Here is a 16,851-nt window from a genome sequence, read left to right as displayed (position 1 = left end):
CTACCGCTTCACGCAATTACTGCAGCGCCGCCGCGAACTTTTCGATTTCCGCTTCCGGCATGCCCGATTTCGTCGCCGAATCGCGGATTTGCTGCCACGTCGTCGGATCGATTGCGATGCCGTTCGCGCCGCGGTCCGCACGACGCGCCTCTTCCGGCTCGCCTGGCGCGTAGATCGCATCGACGCCTTCCGCGCGCGGCGACGCCTTCATCCATTCGAGGAACGCTTCGGCCTCTGCTTGCGCGGCGGGCGCATCGAACGCGTTCGGATCGACGATCACCGAAGTCATGCAGTTGATGATCGCACTCGATTTCTCCAGCGTCTCTTCGTGCGTCGTGTAGCCGCCCGAGAGCGCGCCGCCGAAGATCTCGCACAGCGCGGCCAGGCCCGAACCCTTGTGCAGGCCGAACGCGGTGAGCGAGCCGAACGGCTCCTCGTGCATCACCTTCGGCTCGATCGTCGGCTTGCCCTCATGATCGAGCAACATGCCCGGCGCGACCTTTACGCCCTTGTTGTAGGCGACGCGCGTCTTGCCGTACGCGATGCCCGCCGTCGCGAAATCGAGCACGAGCGGGCTCTTGCCGTCGCGCGGATAGGCTGCGCAGAACGGATTCGTGCCGAAGCGCCGGTCGATGCCGCCGAAGGGCGCGACGAGCGGATCGCCCGCCACGTTCACGAAGTGGAACGATACGAGTCCGGCCTTCGCGCACTGTTCCGCCCAGTGGCCGATACGCCCGATGTGGTGCGCGTTGCGCAAGCCGACCGCGCATACGCCGAGCTTCTTCGCGCGCTCGATGCCGTGCTCCATCGCCTCGTAGGCGACAACCTGACCGAAGCCCTTGCGGCCGTCGACGGTCAGCACCGCGCCCGCATCGCGCACGATTTCGGCGTGCGTGTTGAGCTGCAACTGACCTTCGGAGAGCGACGCGACATAGCGCGGGATCATGCCGACGCCGTGGGAATCGTGGCCCGAAAGGTTCGACATCACGAGGTGATCCGCGACCAGTTCCGCCTCGCGCGGCGCGCTGCCGGCCGACTCCCAGATGGCGCGGACGTACGCGTGCAGCGTGTCGGCGGCGATGCGCCGTTCAGTGGCGGATGGGGTGGACGTGGGGGATGCATTCATTGCGACACTCGTCTCCATAGTTGATGGCTCGCGCTCTGCTTTTCGAGATGCGCGCGGATTATCACTTTACAGACGATCAACTGGCCTTACCACTTTGTTTTTACGAAATCGCTGAAATCGGCCGAAAAAAAGCCCGGACGAACCGGGCTTTCTCCAGACAGAAGTTCGGCCGCCCGGCCTCAGGGCGCTGCCGCGATGACCTCGGCCACCGACGCCGTCAGCTTCTTCGCGTACGGCACGTGCAGGAATTCGTTCGGACCGTGCGCGTTCGATTTCGGACCGAGCACGCCGCACACCATGAATTGCGAGCGCGGGAAGCCTTCCTTGAGCGTATTCATCAGCGGAATCGTGCCGCCCTGCCCGATGTATGCGACATCCGCGCCGAAGTGCCGTTTCGACGCCTCATTCAGCGACGAGCGCAGCCACGGCGCGAGATCCGGCGCATTCCAGCCCGTCGCCGCGCCCGCTTCGGGCTTGAACGTCACCCTGGCGTTGTACGGCGGATCCATTTCGAGCAGCCGCTGCAGGCGGACGATCGCACTGGCAGCGTCGACGAGCGGCGGCAAGCGCAGCGACAGCTTGAACGCCGTGCGCGGCGCAAGTACGTTGCCGGCATCGGCCAGCGGCGGCAGGCCCGACGCGCCCGTCACCGTGAGCGACGGCCGCCAGGTCGAATTGAGCAGTGCCTCGCGCGGATCGGTCGTCGTGGGCAGAACGCTGCCGCCATCGGCGCCGCACGCCCACGGCAGCTTCTTCCAGACATCGTCGCCGAGAATGCGCGCGGTCATTTCGGCTTCGCGCCGGCGCAGCATCGGAATCGGGCAATGAAAACTTTCCGGCAGCAGATTGCCGGTGCTCGAATCTTCGAGGCGCTCGAACAGTTGCCGCAAGATTCGAAATGCCGACGGCGCGATGCCGCCATAGCCGCCCGAGTGAATGCCCTCGTCCAGCACCTGCACTTCGAGATCGCCGGCGACGAGGCCGCGCAGGGACGTCGTGAGCCAGAGCTGATCGTAATTGCCGGCGCCGGAATCGAGACAGATCACGAGGCCGACATCGCCGAGCCGGTCGCGCAAGGCGTCGATATACGGCAAAAGATCGTAGCTGCCCGATTCCTCGCACGTCTCGATGATGCCGACGCAACGCGGACGCTCGACGCCCTGCGCATCCAGCGCCGCCAGCGCGGTGATGCTCGCGTAGGTCGCGTAGCCGTCGTCGGCGCCGCCGCGGCCGTACAGTTTGTCGTCTTCGAGCTTGGGCGTCCACGGACCGAGATCGCTGCGCCAGCCTTCGAATTCCGGCTGCTTGTCCAAATGGCCATACAGCACGACTGTTTCGGTGCTGCCCGAGCGCGTGGCGGGGGCTTCGAAGAAAATGACCGGCGTGCGCTCCGGCAAGCGGACGATTTCGACCTTCAGGCCTTTGACCGGCTGCGTTCTGATCCAGTCGACGGCGTCCGTGACCACGCGTTCGATGAAGCCGTGACGCGCCCAGTCGCTGTCGAACATCGGGCTTTTCGCGGGCACGGCGATGTAGTCCGTCAGCGCGGGCACGATTTCGTCATTCCATTTGCGATCCACGAAATCCCGCAGCGCGACGGAATCGAGCCGTACTGCTTCGTCGTGATGCGTGCTGTCGCCGATAGTCATGACCGTGTTTCCCTTCGAGGCAAACTTCCATCATAGACGGGATTTGCCCGCGGTTCGACCGCCACCGCGCCGCGCGCGCACGTTTTCCGCGACTTTTTTCAACGTTTCGGCGCGCCCGGCCCTCCGTCGCGCGTTCCCGAAACGACGACGCGCGTCACCGCCGGATCGGAGTCGATCGACTGTTCGGTGAAGGGAAAGCGCGCCCAGCGTTTCGCCGCGAACGCGCGCGTCGCGTCGCCCGAATGGGGCGATGCCGGATCGTCCGATTCGGAGTGCGACAGCATCGTGTCGGCTTCGACGCCGTTTTCGCCGAAGGTGACGACTTGCACGTAGCTGTCGCCCTGGCCGCTTGAGTCCATCGGATAGCCCTTGGGATCGAGCGGACGCCGCGCGCAGACGATCGTGAAATAGCCCGCTTCGTCGCAGCCGCCGTAAAGCGGCACGCGTGCGCCGTTGCGCGTCGTGTAGAGGATGTCGCCGCGCCGCGAATCGAGCGCGAAGCCGTTCAGCTTCAGCGCGAGCGCCGCGCCGCCCAGCGCCTGACGCAAGTCCTGCACGACGGCAGGATTGTCGATGTTGAAGCCGCCCGGCGTCGCGAGCGGCTTGTTCGGATCGAAGCCGGATTCGTACAGGCGCTCGGGCGCGATCTGCATCGCGCGCTGCCAGAACTCGTCCCACAGGTTCGCGCCGCGCGCGTCGATATCCGCCGTGCCGTTCCACTTGCGCAACACCTCGCAGGCTTCGTGCAGCGGCCCGCCCGCTTCGTTCACCGTGCACACGGCGTCGAGCAGCGACTTGCGGAACAGCCGCTCGGACATCGAGTGCGTCTCGAGCACCGCCGATTCGAGCGCCTCGCGCGTCACGCCGCCGCGTTCGCGCTGCAGACGCGCCGCGAGCAGATGGCCGTAGCGCGTGCGCAGCGATTGTTCGACGCGCGCCGCGCCCGCAATACGCGGATAGCCAGACATCGGCGCATTCGCATTGGTGAGCCAGTAGCTGTCGTTGAAGTTGCCGACGTAGTCGCCGCGCACGGCGCTCGGCAGTTGCTCCAGCGGCAACGCGCCCGGCTGCGCGCTCGTCGCATCGACGCGCCACGCGCACGCGCTTTTCGAGCCGTCGAGGAACGGCACGCCCGGCGCGCGGGCCGCGAACGCGCGTCCGGCGGGCGGCGTGCACGATTGCGCGAGCGCGTCAGGCACATTCGGGATCGGGCCGATGTCCGCGAACCAGACGCGCACGTCGTCGCGACCGATCGCGAACGTGTTGACCCACGGCATGCCGGCGTAGCGCTTCTGGATCGTCATGAAATCGGCGAGCGAGCGCGCCTGATTCCACGCGAAGAAGTTCTGAAAGGCGCGCGTGTTGTCGACGTTCACGTCCGCGATCGCGAAGGCGGTTTGCGCGGTCCAGCCGAGGCCTTGCGCCATCGCGGACAGATCGACGACCGGCCCGAAGCGCGTCTTGTACAGCGTGCGCGACACGGACTCATACGTGCCGTCGGCGCGGCGCGCGCGCACAGTGAGCGGCACGGGCGTCATCGCTTCGCTCTGGCCATCGACGAGATAGCGCGTCGGATCGGCGGGATCGAGCGTCAACTGAAAGATGCCGAAACGCCGCGCGCTCGACACCGTATGCGTCCACGCGATGTTTTCGTTGAAGCCGAGGACGATCAGCGGCACGCCGAGAAAGGACACGCCCGCGACGTTCATCTGGCCGGGAATCGTCAGTTGCGCCTGATAGAAACGGTCCGGGCCGCGCCAGAACCAGTGCGGATTGCCGAACAGGATGCTGCGCCGGTCGCGCGTGATCTGCGCGCCGAACGCGAGCGCATTGCTGCCGATGCCCGGATTTTCGCCGATCGGAAACCGCAGCGAATCGAGCGCGGTCCGCGCGGCGTCGGCGTCGGCGTTGTCGCCGCGCGGGGCCGCCGCGCCCGGTTTCGGCGGATGCGCCAGCGCGATGGGCGTCACGAAACGCGCCGAGCCGCCCGCGAGATTCGCCGCGATCAGACGCAGGTAGATATCGTCGGCGCTGATCTTGTCGACCCACGGCTTGCCCCGGCACGCCGCATGTGCCTCGGGAAAGTTGCCGGCGTTGAGGTCGTCGAGATAGCGGTCGTAGCCGTTCGCGAAGCCGTCGATGAGATCGCGCAATTCGGGCGATTGCGCCGCACGGTAACGCTCGACGGCCGCCTGATCGCCGACCAGACGAAAGAAGAAATCGGCGTCCATGTTGCGCGGCTGACCGAACGTCGCCGCCGACGTCGGGCGTGCATCCGCGCCGAAATACGCCGAGCGCTCGCCGCGATACGTGACGAAGCCATCGGCGAGCGTGCAGAGATTGTCCTGCGCCTGCGCGTAGCCGAAACCGAAGCCGAGGCTGCCCCAATCGGCCGCTCGGATATGCGGAATGCCGTCCTGCGTGCGGCGGATTTCGGCGTGCCAGGCTGTTTGAGCGCCGGACTCCGGCTGCTGGCCGGGCGCCGCGCAGCCGCCAAGCAAAGCGCTCGCGAGCGCAGCGGAGATCGCAAGGCTGACGATCTGATTCATCGCGTGAGTTCCTCGATCCGATCGACGTGATGACGGGGCGCAATCGCCGCCCCGCGCGCAGTATCGCATTGCGCATGACGCGCGCCGCAGCCAAAGTCTAGCCGCCCGCGTCCGCTCAGCGAAGCCGATGCACAATGAAGCGATGAACGATCCATCCCACCCCGCCGACGATCCTCGCCCGACGCCGCCCGAGCGTCCGCTGCCGGAAGACTGCTGCCGCAGCGGCTGCAATCAGTGCGTGTTCGAGTTGTACAGGGAAGCGCTGGAGCGCTACGAGGCCGACGTGCGCGCGTGGGAAGCGCGGCATGCGCAGGCTTCCCGTTCGTGAGTGACTCCGGCCGATTCGAGCAGGCAACCGGGCGCGGCGCTATGCTTGTGACCCCTGTCGCTGTCGAATCCAAACCTCAAGGAGCGCAACCCATGTCCCTCACGATGTATCGCGCATCGATTCCGGTCTTCATTCGCGGACTCGAAGTCTGCGCGGATCTGCTGAAGAAAGGCGCCGCCTTCGCCGATGAAAAAGGCCTCGCTCACGCCGATGTGATCAACGCGCGCCTCGCGCCCGACATGCTGCCGCTCGCCGCGCAGATCCAGCGCGCGAGCGACACGGCGAAGCTCTCGGCGGCGCGTCTCGCGGGCATCGAGGCGCCGCGCTTCGAGGACAACGAGGACAGCTTTCCGGCGCTGCAGGCGCGCATCGAGAAGACGATCGCGTTCCTGAAGAGCATCGACAAGGCTTCGCTCGCCGGCTGCGAAACGCGCACCGTCACGCTGAAATTCCCGGATTTCTCGCCTTCGTTCTCAGGCGACGATTATCTGTTCGGCTTCGGCTTGCCGAACTTCTATTTCCACGTCGTCACGACCCACGACATCCTGCGCCATCTCGGCGCGCCGATCGGCAAGCGGGATTATCTCGGCCCGCTCAAGTAAGCCGGTCGCGGCGCTGCGTTATTGCTGCCGCGCCGCGATCTGCTTGCGCCAGCCCGCGAGAATCCGCCGCGCCAGCACATCGTAGTCGCCGCCGAAGTGATGATCGCCCGGCAGCTTCACCACTTCGATGCCCGTCTTCGTCAGCGCGGGACACAGTGTGTCTTCTTCGTTCGCGCCGTAGATGCACTGCACCATCGATGGCGGCAGTTTGTCGAATTCTGGCCGCACCTTCAGCGCCTTGTCGCTCGCCTTCATGCCGAGCCAGCCCGTCACGCGAATCTGGAAGTCGGCGTCGGGCGCGAAGCCCATCAGCGAGATATACGACACCTGCGCGCGGACTGCGTCCGGCAGACGGTTGTACGCGAACGGCATCACGTCCGCGCCGAACGAATAGCCGACGAGCGCGACATGGCTCGTATGCCAGCGCGCGTTGTACGTGCGGATGATTCGCGCCAAATCGTCGGCGGTTTGCTGCGGCGACTTCTCGCTCCAGAAGTAACGCAGCGAGTCGAGGCCGATCACCGACACGCCATCGCGTTGCAGCGCCAGCGCCATCGTTTTGTCGAGATCGCGCCAGCCGCCGTCGCCGGAAATCACGATCGCCAGCAAGTCGGTCGGTTGCGCGGCGCGCAGTTCGATCAGCGGGAGATCGGAGACATCGTTCTCGGTCGGACGCCCGGCTTTTTTCAGACGCGGCGCCGTCATCGCGACGAGCGCGTCGGCCTTCGAGCGGTTCGCTTCCAGCACGGCCGTGTATTCGAAGAAGCCCGGCAAACCCTTTGCGTGGATGATGGTCGCATCCGGCGCGCACGGATTGAAACGCGGGTCGAGCATCGGGTCGGCCGCAAGCGAGACCGCGCCCGCGACGGTGTTGTCCGGCGCCTGCTTCAGCGCGCTTTCCGCGACCATCGCGCCCTGCCCGGTGCCGACGAGAATCGGCGAAAAATATCGATTCGACTGAACGGTGCGTTCGAGCTGATGGCTCATGTTTTCCGCATCGCCGACGAGGTTGTGGCAGGACTTCTCGGTCTTGTCGGCGGCGAGGCGCGCGGCATAGCGCGGCGTGTCGACGCCGATGACCATCGCGCCCTTGGCGGCGAGCGCATCGGCGGCCTGCTGATCGGCCGGCGTCCAGCCGCTCTTCTCGGAAAACAGCACGACGAAGCCGGTCATGTCGCCCGCAGGCTTCGTGAGTTGGACCTGACCGTAACGTCCGCCGGAGATCGACTCGGCGGCATGCGCCATACCCGTCACGGACACACCACAGACGGCGGCCACCACGAGCGCCGCCGCTTTCTTGCAAAGGAATTTCATGAACGCCAGCCGCCCGCGAGGAGCGAAAGATCCGCCAAAGTGAAAAATACGCCGACCGAGCCGGACGCCGCCAGATAGCGCGGCTCCCAGCGCGGCTGGAACTTGCTTTTGAATCCGCGCAGACCGCGGAAGTTGTAGAAACGGCCGCCGAAGCGCCACACCAGTCCGGCCATCCGATGCCACGGCGATGCGAGCGGCGTCGGCTCCATGCCCGACAGCGGCGCAATGCCGAGCGACAGCGACTTGAAACCCGCTTCCTTCAGATGCAGCGCGAGCTTGGTGAAGAGATATTCCATCGCGTAGGGCGACGCGGCCGAAACATGGCGCATCACGCCGACGGTCGCTTCGGTGTTCATGTCGGTCGTCATGAAAGTGACGAACGCGACCGGCTCGCCCTGCTGGCGCACGAGCAGCACCGACTGCGCCGCGAGGTATTCCTCGTTGAACGCCGCGACCGAGAAGCTCTTCTCGCGCGCCGAGCGGCTGCCGAGCCAGTCGTCGGAGATGGCGCGCAACATCGGCATGCTTGCTCCGATGCGCTCCGGTCCGATGACTTCCGTGTCCAGACCGTCGCGCTCGCCGCGTTTGATCGCATAGCGCAAATGCGAGCGATGCGAGCCCTTCAGATCGAAGTCGGACAGAGCGACATGCGCTTCCTCGCCGAGCTTCATCAGCGTGAGGCCGGCGTCGAGATAGAGCGGCAGCGCATCGGCGCGCACCTGATAGAACGCCGCGCGGCCGTTGTGCGCGTGCGCGAGCTCGACGAACTTGCGGATCAGTTCGGCCCACTCGCGGCGCGGACCGACCGGATCGTGCAGCGCGGCCCACGTGCGGCCGTGTTTCGCGTACATCAGAAAGGCTTCGCGCGACTCGGAGAAGAGGAAGCTCTTGTCGCCCATCATCGCGAGGCCGGCGTCGCTGCGTTCCTGCGCGCGCAGGATGCGTGCGGCATCGGCGAGATCCTGCGGCGCGGGCTTCACGAAGCGGCCCGCCGCCGGGCGCAGCAGTTGCCACACCGCGAACGCGGACGCGAACAGCGCCGCCGCGAGCGTCGCGCGCAGCGCACGCGGGGCGCGCTCGTCGAATGCGAACTGCCACCAGAGATCGCGGCTATAAGGCACGTCGCGGAAGGCGAAGAACATGATCCACACGGCGAGCGCCATCACGACGCCGATCGAAATGAGCCACGTCGCGGTGAAACGCTCGGCGAAGAGCGATGAACGGCGATTGAAGCGCTCGCGCGTCAGGACGAGCAGCACGACGAGAAACGCGAGCACGCCCACTTCGACGAACGCGAGACCTTTCGCGAGCGACAGCGCGAGGTTGGCCACCGCGAGAATCAGCGCGAGCCACCAGGCGGCGTCGAGGCGGCGCATGAGACCGCGCGCGACGAACAGCAGCAGCACGCCGAGCACCGAGCCGAGCAGTTGCGAGCTTTCCAGCACCCAAAGCGGCACGATGGTCTGCAACAGCGCGATACGCATCTTGAACGCGGGCGTCGCGCCCGAGATGACGAGCATCGAGCCTGCCGCGAACGTGACGATCGACAGGAACAACGGCGCAAGCTGCGAAACGTGATGCGGGCTCAGAAAATTGAAGCGGCCTTTCAGCGCGCGGCCTTCGAAGGCGGCCATGACGCCGGCCGACAGGATCAGCGGCAAGCCGAAGTAGATCGCGCGATACGCGAGCAGCGCGGCGACGACGTCCGGCGTCTGTGCGCTGCCGCCGAGCGCGAAGACCATCGCCGCCTCGAACACGCCGACGCCGCCCGGCGTATGGCCGATCATGCCGAGCAGCATCGCCGCCGAGAAGACCGTCATGAATTCGCCGAAGCCGACCTGGGGATTCGGCAGGAGCGCCCAGAGCGCGAGTCCGGCGCCGAACACGTCGACGACGGCGAGCGCGGCCTGCGCGACGAAATCGCGGCGCGCCGGCACGGTGAACGACAGCCACTTCCAGCGCGAGTGCAAAGTGCGCGGCTCGCGGCCGCAGACGATGACCATCGCGGCGAAAACGGCGAGCAGCGCCGCGCCGGTCGCGCGCAACGCGGCCGGCGGCAGGTGCATCATGCCGGAGAGCGTCTCCGCGCCGAACACCATGCCGGCGGCGGCCATGAACGCGAGGGACAGCGCGAGCGTGATGCTCGTGAAAATCGTCAGACGGCCGACTTGCGCGGGCGTGACATCGGCCGCGCCGTACACGCGGCAACGCACGGCGCCGCCCGTCAGCGCGCCGAAACCGGTCACGTTGCCGAGCGCCGAACCGACCGTCGCGCCGACCCACAACAAAGACCGCGGCACCGCGACGCCGATGTGACGCAGCCCCACGGCGTCACGCCCGACGAGCGCGGCGAAGCTGAGCGCGGTGGCGAACAGCGCGGCGAACCACGCTTGCGCCGTCATCATGCGCAGCGAGTGCATGACCGACTTGTAATCGACCGAGCGCGAAAGATGCTGGAAGACGACGAGCAGCAGCACGCAGATGACGACCGTGAGCACGGGCGCGGCGAGCCGCTGAAGATCGACGCCGCCGGACAAACGTCCGATCGGGGAAATGGCGCGAAGCCGGGCGAGCAACTTTGTGCGAGACATGCGTTCTATGAAACTGGCTCACGCTGCGTTTCGTCAGCGAATCGACGACGGCAACGGTACGTCAAGGTTATCGGGGTCCACGCATTGCCGGGACTTCGCGCGGACGGAGAGCGCCATTTCGGCTCCCGCCGCCCGCGCTCGCGCCATACAAAAGGCTTCAACGTGTGAAACGCCTATATAACGGCCATGGTTGACCCGACTTGACCAATATTGGGAAAACTACGGATCGAAAGCTGGCTTTCAGATCTGGCGCGGAGTTCCGGACAGCGCGACCGGCACGAACGAGCGGTCGCCCATGCTTTACGGTTTGTCAGGGAAACGGTTAGGATCGACGGCCGTGAAGCTTGTCGGGCATCGAATAGACGCGGGTCGGTAGCTTAAGCGGATACTACAGAAAAAGGCATCGGAATCATGAGAAAAACCACATCGATCTTGTTCGCCGCCATCGGCGCGTGCGCCCTGAGCGCCTGCGTTTCGACCGACGACGCCCTGCTCAAGACCGTCCCGTTCGGGTCGGGCACGTCGCAGTACAAGCCGTACGAGTTCATCCGCTGCGTGAAGGAAAAATGGACGCCGATCGCGCCGCGCGTGCGCGAATACTCGCCGAGCTCCGACACGCTGGCCGTCTCCGTGCCCAGCGGCGGCCTGACGAGCCAGTCGCTGGTGCTCGTCATCGCGCAGGCGTCGGCGAACGGCACGGGCTACACGATCTACGGCGACATCGCGGCGGCCGGCCGCTACGTCACCGCGACGCACACCTGCGATTAACCCCGGTTTCCGCGCTTCAGGAGGGCTTGCCGTTGCGCATGTCGACGCCGGCGAGATGCGTCCCGACGACACGCCCGATCAGATAACCATCCGACGCGCACGCGTTGACGCGCTCCTTTCCTTCCCACTGGATCTTGTATTGATCGTCCTGGGAATGAACGGCCGATGCGTCGAACTTGCGCTTCGCCTTGCCGCCGTTGCGCACGTCTTCGCTGACGAGCCGGTTCCATGTCAGCGCATAGCCGTAGCGCACGCCGTCGGCGAACGCGTTGTCGTCGCAGACTTGCGATGGCGGCGTCGTCTTGAGCATCAGGTGATAGCCGTTCGCGGTGCCGACCATGATGCGCCTTTCCCCCGGCGGGGCCGGCGCGACGGGCGCCTTGACCGCCGCCTGAGCCGCTTGCGCGGCCGATGCCGCCGATGCCGCCGCGGCCGTGTCGTTCTGCTGCGGAAGCGGCGCACATGCGCCAAGAAGCAGCGCCGCTGTCACCGTGAATGCCGTGCCGGCGCCTTGCATTTTCGTGAACGTCATCCTGCGAATCACCTACGCTGACCCCATCTCAAATTTAGTCCGGGCTCTACCTTACCATCCCCGGGATGATTCATCGGACCGATGAAAAAAAGACGACGCGGACGCCCTTTCGGTGCGCCCGCGTCGAGGAAGAGAAACTGGCGGCTCAGGACGCCGACGACGTATTGCTCATCGGCATTTCGATCCCGCGCCGCGCCATTTCGACGATTAGAAACGTTCGCCGCGTGACGTGAAAGCGCGCGAGCAGATCGCTCGAATATTCCTTCGCGGTGTTTTCGCTGATGTTCATCTTTCGCGCGATCGCCTTGTTCGACAGCCCTTGCAGCAGATAGCGCAGCGTCTCGGTGAGGCGCGGCGGCAGTTCGAGCGATTCGATCGTCACGCCCGCGTGCGGCGAAACCGGCTTCGGGCTGTGACCGCCCTTGCCCAGCACCGTATTCGGCAAATACACGCGCCCGTTCAGGATCGTTTTCAGCGCCTCGCGAAACACGCCCGCGCCCTGCTCGCTGCCCTTCGAGATGAATCCGCACGCGCCGTTTTTGATGCATTCGAGCACCGTGTCGCGGTCATCCTGCGCCGACAGCATGATCGTCTGGACTTCGCGTTCTTCTTCGCGGATCCAGTTGAGCAGATCCATGCCGGTCGCCTGGCCGCGCAAGTGGTAGTCGAGAAACATCAGATCGTAGGTATTGGCGGAAAGCTTGGCTTTCGCCTGCTCGACTCCATCGGCTTCGTCGATTTCGAGCAAAGGCTCGTTCGCCAGGATCAGGCTTTTCATCGCGCTCCTGGTGAGCCCTTCGTCCTCTACTAGCAACACAGTTTTGAAATAGCCATTTTCCATTGCGACGCTCCGAGAACGGTTCCGATATTACGCGCGCCTTGCCCGACTTCCACCCTCCTTTCGCAGGGATACATTCGGCAGTCTCCCAAAATCTCCCGCGTTCCCCTCCCGCGCCGGGTTTAGCGACCGGCACGTTCGGCCGAAACTGAACGCAGTCGAATCACCACGTAACCCAAAACGAGAATGGAGGATGAGATGTCAAGCCGTCTGGCCGCCAGCGAAAGCGAATTCGCATTGTGGCGCATCAAGCGGGCGCGTACCGGAGACGCATCGCGCCGTGTGCTGATCGCCCACAAGGACAAGTCGATCGGCGATTCGCTCGCCGTGCAACTTCGGCTCAAAGGCTTGCAGGTCATCCTTTCGCAGGATCTGAAGTCGGTGCGCGCGCTGGTCAATAGCTGGCATCCGCACGCGCTGCTTCTCGACACGAGCCTCGACAACGAATCCGGCTACGTCTTTCTGCGCACGTTGAGTACGGACGGCGATGTCACCGGCCGCCTGCTCGTCGCGATGAGCAACGTGTGGCCCGCCGATCCGGTGCAGACGCTCAAGGACGCCGGTTTCGACGCCCATTGCCGTCGGCCTTGCGCGACGTGGCGCATCGTCGATCTCGTCGAATCGTTCTTTTCGATGCCGCTCACGCGCTGAGTCGATGGAGGTGCGCCATGAACACGGATATTTGCATCGTCGGGGGCGTGCTGCCCGCGAACGCATCGCGCTGCCGCGCGGTCCGCGAGCGCGCCTGTGTCGAAGCGCGCGTCAGGCGGCGGCGCCGTCGTGCCGGGCCGGGTTCGCGCCGGCTGCCATCGAGAGCGACGCCTGTATTTCACTACCTGGCTCGATGACGGCGATGCCCGTCCCGCGCAAGCCCTGCGCCGCGAGATTGAAGCCGTCGCTCACGTGCGACGCCGGTTCGACGCACAGATAACCCGCCCCGGCCGGACAATGCACGACGACGTGACCGAGCGCGTCGTCGGCGATCAATCCGAGCGTGCGGCCGTCGGCGTAATGCAGCGTCGCACGGCCGTCCCAGCCGCTCAGATAGCGCGTGTACCCTTCCGTCTCGCGTTGGTGGAGAAGCGCGGGACGTTCGTCCGTCGGCTCGATCGCGATTTCGGCTTCGTGACGCCAATGCGTCGTCGTATGGAGTTCGGCTTCCAGCGCGCCGAAATACGGATGAAAACCGAGGCCGACCGGCATCGGGCTCGACGACCGGTTCGCGACACGCATCGACAGCCGCGCGCCATCCGCATTGGCCTCGATCAGTTGCACGGCCTCGAACGCCCACGGCCAGCCGTGCTCGCCCTCGCCATGCGTGTAACGCATCACGACGCAATCCGCCTCGTGCAACTCGACGCTCCACGCCGCGTACTGGCCGAATCCATGCAACGCGTGCGTCATGCCTGGAAACGTCGCCAGTTCGACGACGGAACCGTCCGGCGCGGGAAAACGCGCATCGCGCACGCGATTCGAAAACGGCACGAGCGGATAGCTGCCGCCCTTGGGCCACGCATCGCAAGACCAGCTCGCGACTGTCACCGGCGCGAGCCAGTCATGCAATCCGCGCGCATCCCGCGTGGCGAAGCGCGTGATGCGCCCGCCCGCCATCGGCGCGATTTCGATCACATGCGGCCCGCTCGCGATACTCAGGCGCGGTTCCGCGTTCAGCTCTCCAACTGCACGAAATTTCGTCACTGCTTCTGTTCCTTCACGCGCGACACGAGCTGCGTCGGGCTCACGAACTGCAACGCGATCAGCACCCAGATCATCGTGATGGCCATGTAGATCATCGCCATCGCGTCGATGGACTGCGGCGCGCGCACGCCCGTCGAGAACACCGCGTAGTACAGCGCGACGACGAGCGTCTGCGTCGTCGGACCGGCGGTGAAGAACGTCAGCTCGAACATGCCGATGGTCCGCACCAGCACCAGCAAGCCGGCAGCCAGCATGCCCGGCACGAGCAGCGGCAGCAGCACGTAGCGGAAATACTTCGCCGTGTTCGCGCCGAAGATGCGCGCGGCCGATTCCAGATTCGGATCGATCTGCTCGATGAACGGCGTCATCACGAGAATGACGAACGGCAGCGCAGGCACCAGGTTCGCGAGGATCACGCCGGTCAGCGTGCCCGCGAGATGGAACTTGTACATGACCGTCGCCATCGGGATGCCGTAGGTCACGGGCGGCACCATCAGCGGCAGCAGGAAGACGAGCATCGCGAAACGCTTGCCGGGGAATTGCACGCGGGCGAGCGCATACGCGGCGGGCACGCCGAGCGCGATCGACAGCAGCACGACCGCGCCGACCACTTCGAGCGTCACGAGCAGCACGCTCGAAAGCTGGAAGTCGCTCCACGCCTGCGCGTACCAGTGCAGCGTGAAGCCTTGCGGCAGCAGCGTGCCGAACCAGCGCGTCGCCACCGAATTCACGGCGACCGTCGCGATCAGCAGCAGCACGTTGACGAGGAAGAAGGCCATCGTCGTCCAGACGAAGAACTTCCATAGCCTGGCGCGCAGGCTCGCTTGCTGTTTCATCTGTTTGCCCGTGCTTCGAGTCGGGGCGCCGGCCTGCCAGCCGGACGCCGCGCGGTTATCGGTCGTCATTATCCCTTGCCTCCCGTCACCGGACCCGTATAGAAGAAGCGGCGCGCGCCGAGCATGCCGCCGACCACGAGCAACTGCACGAAGCCCATCACGATCGCGATGGTCGATGCGAGCGCGTAGTCGTAGTTTTCGAACGCAGCCTCCGATGCGGCGATCGAAATCACGCGCGTCGGGCCGGCCGGCGCGCCGAGCAGCACCGCCGACGGAAACACCGAGAACGCCTGCACGAACGAGAGACACGCGGTCATCGTGAGGCCGGGCAACAGCAAGGGCAGATAGATCTGACGGAACTGCTGCCACGGATTCGCGCCGAGCGTGGCCGCCGCGCGCGCGAGCGTCGGATCGATGCCGGTCACGTACGAAAGCGTCAGCAGAAACGCGAACGGAAATCCCGACACGATCAGCGAAATCAGCACGCCCCAGTAGTTGTGCGTGAGACGCACTTCATCGCCGTAGAGATGCAGCGCCTGCAACGCCTGCGGGAACCAGCCGTTCGGACTGAAGTACGTGAGCATGCCGTCGGCGATCAGCACGGTGCCGAGCGTCACCGGCACGACGAGCAGCGTCGTCGCGAACTTCTGCCACGGCGACGTGCGGCGCAGCGCGAACGCGACGGGCACCGATACGCCGACGTTGATGATCGTCGCGGGCACGGCGAGCTTGAGCGTGACGATGATCGTCGGCCACATCGACGAATCGGTGAAGAACGTGACGTAGTTCGCCCACATGCCGCCGCCGTTCATCGGATTGAACGACAGCATCAGCCCATAGGCGAACGGATAGATGAACAGCGCGAGAATGAAGACGAGCGCGGGCGCTACGAGCCAGCCCTTCGGATCGCGCTGCGCGGGAAGCGCGATCATTTTTCTTCTCCGTACACGAGCGTCTTCGAAGGCGCGACGCGCAGCGTGATGCGCTCGCCTTCGCTGCATTCGCCCGCGATGCGCGCCCAGAGCTTGCCGAACGCCGTATCGATGATGATGAGCGAATCGCGTCCGCCGTACTCGACGACTTCGACGTGCGCGTCGAACGCGTTTTCCGTGCCGGGCGCGACGCGCTCCATGTCTTCCGGACGCAGCGCGACCGCAACGCGCTTGCTGTCGAAGCCTTCCATCGGCGTGCCGAGCAGCCTGACGCCGTTCGCGTTCACCGCGACGCAATCGCCCTGCGTGCCTTCGAGCGTCGCCTGCACGACATTGCGAAAGCCCATGAACCGCGCGACGTGCAGGTTCTTCGGACGCGAATAGACTTCCTTCGGCGACGCGACCTGCTGCACGACGCCCTCTTTCATCACGACGATGCGATCGGCCATCGAGAGCGCTTCGTCCTGATCGTGCGTGACGTAGATCGTCGCGCGCTCCAGCTTGCCGTGGATGCGGCGAATCTCGGCGCGCATTTCGATGCGCAACTTGGTGTCGAGGTTAGAGAGCGGCTCGTCCATCAAAACGAGCGGCGGTTCGATGACGATCGCGCGCGCGATCGCCACGCGCTGTTGCTGGCCGCCGGAAAGCTGACCGGGCAGCTTGGCGTCGTGGCCGATCAGTTGCACGAGTTGCAACGCGGCTTTCGCCCGCTTCGTCGCTTCGGCCTTGGATACCCCGCGCATCTTCAATCCGAAACCGACGTTGTCCAGCACCGACATGTGCGGAAACAGCGCGTAGTTCTGAAAGACCATGCCGAAGCCGCGCTTTTCGGGCGGCAGCACGTCGATACGTTTGTCGTCGAGCCAGATGCCGCCGCCGGTCAACGGCTGCAATCCGGCGATGCAGTTCAGCGCGGTCGACTTGCCGCAGCCCGACGGTCCGAGCAGTGCGATGAACTCGCCGCGCTGGATGTTCAGATCGAGTCCCTTCAACGCCGCGAGTTGCTGACCTTCGGCGTTGGTGAAGCTGCGCGAGACCGAGTCGAGGCGCAACTGCTCAAAAGTGTGCTTCATGACATTTCCTGCGCT

15 protein-coding genes are annotated in these 16,851 nt (G+C 65.4%); 4 read left to right on the top strand and 11 right to left on the bottom strand.

Annotated elements, in window-relative coordinates:
- Positions 1-16: 16 nt before the first annotated feature.
- The 3 genes from NCS03_RS17150 to NCS03_RS17140 all read right to left on the bottom strand — a co-directional run bounded on the left by NCS03_RS17150 (position 17) and on the right by NCS03_RS17140 (position 5,324).
- The gene (locus tag NCS03_RS17150) at positions 17-1,126 is read right to left on the bottom strand and encodes a malate/lactate/ureidoglycolate dehydrogenase (protein ID WP_008353401.1); all 1,110 of its coding nucleotides are present in this window, start codon (positions 1,124-1,126) and stop codon (positions 17-19) included.
- A gap of 179 nt (positions 1,127-1,305) precedes the next feature.
- The gene (locus tag NCS03_RS17145) at positions 1,306-2,775 is read right to left on the bottom strand and encodes a M20 family metallopeptidase (RefSeq protein ID WP_250529457.1); all 1,470 of its coding nucleotides are present in this window, start codon (positions 2,773-2,775) and stop codon (positions 1,306-1,308) included.
- A gap of 98 nt (positions 2,776-2,873) precedes the next feature.
- Positions 2,874-5,324, bottom strand: a complete 2,451-nt coding sequence (locus NCS03_RS17140) for a penicillin acylase family protein (RefSeq protein ID WP_250529456.1) — start codon at positions 5,322-5,324, stop codon at positions 2,874-2,876.
- 142 nt (positions 5,325-5,466) lie between these two features.
- Between NCS03_RS17140 and NCS03_RS17135 the strand changes: the two genes are divergently transcribed.
- Together NCS03_RS17135 and NCS03_RS17130 are read left to right on the top strand one after the other, a co-directional pair.
- Entirely contained in the window at positions 5,467-5,652 is a 186-nt protein-coding gene (locus NCS03_RS17135) for an oxidoreductase-like domain-containing protein (protein ID WP_235366212.1), read from the top strand.
- Positions 5,653-5,744: 92 nt separating this feature from the next.
- Positions 5,745-6,254, top strand: a complete 510-nt coding sequence (locus NCS03_RS17130; protein WP_008353409.1) for a DUF1993 domain-containing protein — start codon at positions 5,745-5,747, stop codon at positions 6,252-6,254.
- An 18-nt stretch (positions 6,255-6,272) separates the two neighbouring features.
- On the opposite strand, the gene NCS03_RS17125 is transcribed toward NCS03_RS17130, so the two are convergent.
- Together NCS03_RS17125 and mprF are read right to left on the bottom strand one after the other, a co-directional pair.
- Complete coding sequence (locus NCS03_RS17125; protein WP_250440588.1) at positions 6,273-7,568, bottom strand: virulence factor family protein; 1,296 nt, start codon at positions 7,566-7,568, stop codon at positions 6,273-6,275.
- A complete protein-coding gene (gene mprF / locus NCS03_RS17120; protein WP_250435741.1) occupies positions 7,565-10,159 on the bottom strand; it encodes a bifunctional lysylphosphatidylglycerol flippase/synthetase MprF in 2,595 nt (864 codons plus the stop codon). The genes NCS03_RS17125 and mprF overlap by 4 nt, the downstream gene beginning before the upstream one ends.
- 411 nt (positions 10,160-10,570) lie before the next feature.
- Here mprF and NCS03_RS17115 point away from each other — a divergent pair, with 411 nt between their 5' ends.
- Positions 10,571-10,927 (top strand): hypothetical protein, encoded by a 357-nt coding sequence (locus NCS03_RS17115; protein WP_008353413.1) that lies wholly within the window; start codon positions 10,571-10,573, stop codon positions 10,925-10,927.
- Positions 10,928-10,943: 16 nt separating this feature from the next.
- On the opposite strand, the gene NCS03_RS17110 is transcribed toward NCS03_RS17115, so the two are convergent.
- Together NCS03_RS17110 and NCS03_RS17105 are read right to left on the bottom strand one after the other, a co-directional pair.
- The gene (locus NCS03_RS17110) at positions 10,944-11,459 is read right to left on the bottom strand and encodes a hypothetical protein (protein ID WP_250529455.1); all 516 of its coding nucleotides are present in this window, start codon (positions 11,457-11,459) and stop codon (positions 10,944-10,946) included.
- 145 nt (positions 11,460-11,604) lie between these two features.
- Positions 11,605-12,300, bottom strand: coding sequence for a response regulator transcription factor (locus tag NCS03_RS17105; RefSeq protein WP_033536135.1), 696 nt, complete (start codon positions 12,298-12,300; stop codon positions 11,605-11,607).
- Between the two features lie 195 nt (positions 12,301-12,495).
- Here NCS03_RS17105 and NCS03_RS17100 point away from each other — a divergent pair, with 195 nt between their 5' ends.
- Positions 12,496-12,948 carry a response regulator gene (locus NCS03_RS17100; RefSeq protein ID WP_008353416.1) on the top strand — a complete coding sequence of 151 codons (453 nt, stop codon included), beginning with the start codon at positions 12,496-12,498 and terminating at the stop codon, positions 12,946-12,948.
- 111 nt (positions 12,949-13,059) lie between these two features.
- On the opposite strand, the gene NCS03_RS17095 is transcribed toward NCS03_RS17100, so the two are convergent.
- The 4 genes from NCS03_RS17095 to NCS03_RS17080 are packed head-to-tail and all read right to left on the bottom strand — an operon-like array spanning position 13,060 to position 16,836.
- Positions 13,060-13,995 carry an aldose epimerase family protein gene (locus NCS03_RS17095; RefSeq protein WP_250529454.1) on the bottom strand — a complete coding sequence of 312 codons (936 nt, stop codon included), beginning with the start codon at positions 13,993-13,995 and terminating at the stop codon, positions 13,060-13,062.
- Positions 13,992-14,900 carry an ABC transporter permease gene (locus tag NCS03_RS17090; protein WP_033536134.1) on the bottom strand — a complete coding sequence of 303 codons (909 nt, stop codon included), beginning with the start codon at positions 14,898-14,900 and terminating at the stop codon, positions 13,992-13,994. Before NCS03_RS17090 ends, NCS03_RS17095 begins: the two co-directional genes overlap by 4 nt.
- A complete protein-coding gene (locus tag NCS03_RS17085) occupies positions 14,900-15,763 on the bottom strand; it encodes an ABC transporter permease (RefSeq protein WP_250529453.1) in 864 nt (287 codons plus the stop codon). Before NCS03_RS17085 ends, NCS03_RS17090 begins: the two co-directional genes overlap by 1 nt.
- On the bottom strand, positions 15,760-16,836 hold the full coding sequence (locus NCS03_RS17080; RefSeq protein WP_008353423.1) for an ABC transporter ATP-binding protein: 1,077 nt from the start codon (positions 16,834-16,836) through the stop codon (positions 15,760-15,762). Before NCS03_RS17080 ends, NCS03_RS17085 begins: the two co-directional genes overlap by 4 nt.
- Between the last annotated feature and the right edge of the window lie 15 nt (positions 16,837-16,851).

The organism is Caballeronia sp. ATUFL_F1_KS4A, assembly GCF_023630905.1.
GTDB lineage: Bacteria > Pseudomonadota > Gammaproteobacteria > Burkholderiales > Burkholderiaceae > Caballeronia > Caballeronia zhejiangensis.
Note: the sequence above shows the minus strand (reverse complement) of the source record. Positions and strands in the feature narration are given on the sequence as shown.

Coding starts and splice junctions, on each gene's coding strand:
- NCS03_RS17150 (WP_008353401.1), bottom strand. CDS start 1,126: ATGAATGCATCCCCCACGTCCACCCCATCCGCCACTGAACGGCGCATC.
- NCS03_RS17145 (WP_250529457.1), bottom strand. CDS start 2,775: ATGACTATCGGCGACAGCACGCATCACGACGAAGCAGTACGGCTCGAT.
- NCS03_RS17140 (WP_250529456.1), bottom strand. CDS start 5,324: ATGAATCAGATCGTCAGCCTTGCGATCTCCGCTGCGCTCGCGAGCGCT.
- NCS03_RS17135 (WP_235366212.1), top strand. CDS start 5,467: ATGAACGATCCATCCCACCCCGCCGACGATCCTCGCCCGACGCCGCCC.
- NCS03_RS17130 (WP_008353409.1), top strand. CDS start 5,745: ATGTCCCTCACGATGTATCGCGCATCGATTCCGGTCTTCATTCGCGGA.
- NCS03_RS17125 (WP_250440588.1), bottom strand. CDS start 7,568: ATGAAATTCCTTTGCAAGAAAGCGGCGGCGCTCGTGGTGGCCGCCGTC.
- mprF (WP_250435741.1), bottom strand. CDS start 10,159: ATGTCTCGCACAAAGTTGCTCGCCCGGCTTCGCGCCATTTCCCCGATC.
- NCS03_RS17115 (WP_008353413.1), top strand. CDS start 10,571: ATGAGAAAAACCACATCGATCTTGTTCGCCGCCATCGGCGCGTGCGCC.
- NCS03_RS17110 (WP_250529455.1), bottom strand. CDS start 11,459: ATGACGTTCACGAAAATGCAAGGCGCCGGCACGGCATTCACGGTGACA.
- NCS03_RS17105 (WP_033536135.1), bottom strand. CDS start 12,300: ATGGAAAATGGCTATTTCAAAACTGTGTTGCTAGTAGAGGACGAAGGG.
- NCS03_RS17100 (WP_008353416.1), top strand. CDS start 12,496: ATGTCAAGCCGTCTGGCCGCCAGCGAAAGCGAATTCGCATTGTGGCGC.
- NCS03_RS17090 (WP_033536134.1), bottom strand. CDS start 14,900: ATGACGACCGATAACCGCGCGGCGTCCGGCTGGCAGGCCGGCGCCCCG.
- NCS03_RS17085 (WP_250529453.1), bottom strand. CDS start 15,763: ATGATCGCGCTTCCCGCGCAGCGCGATCCGAAGGGCTGGCTCGTAGCG.
- NCS03_RS17080 (WP_008353423.1), bottom strand. CDS start 16,836: ATGAAGCACACTTTTGAGCAGTTGCGCCTCGACTCGGTCTCGCGCAGC.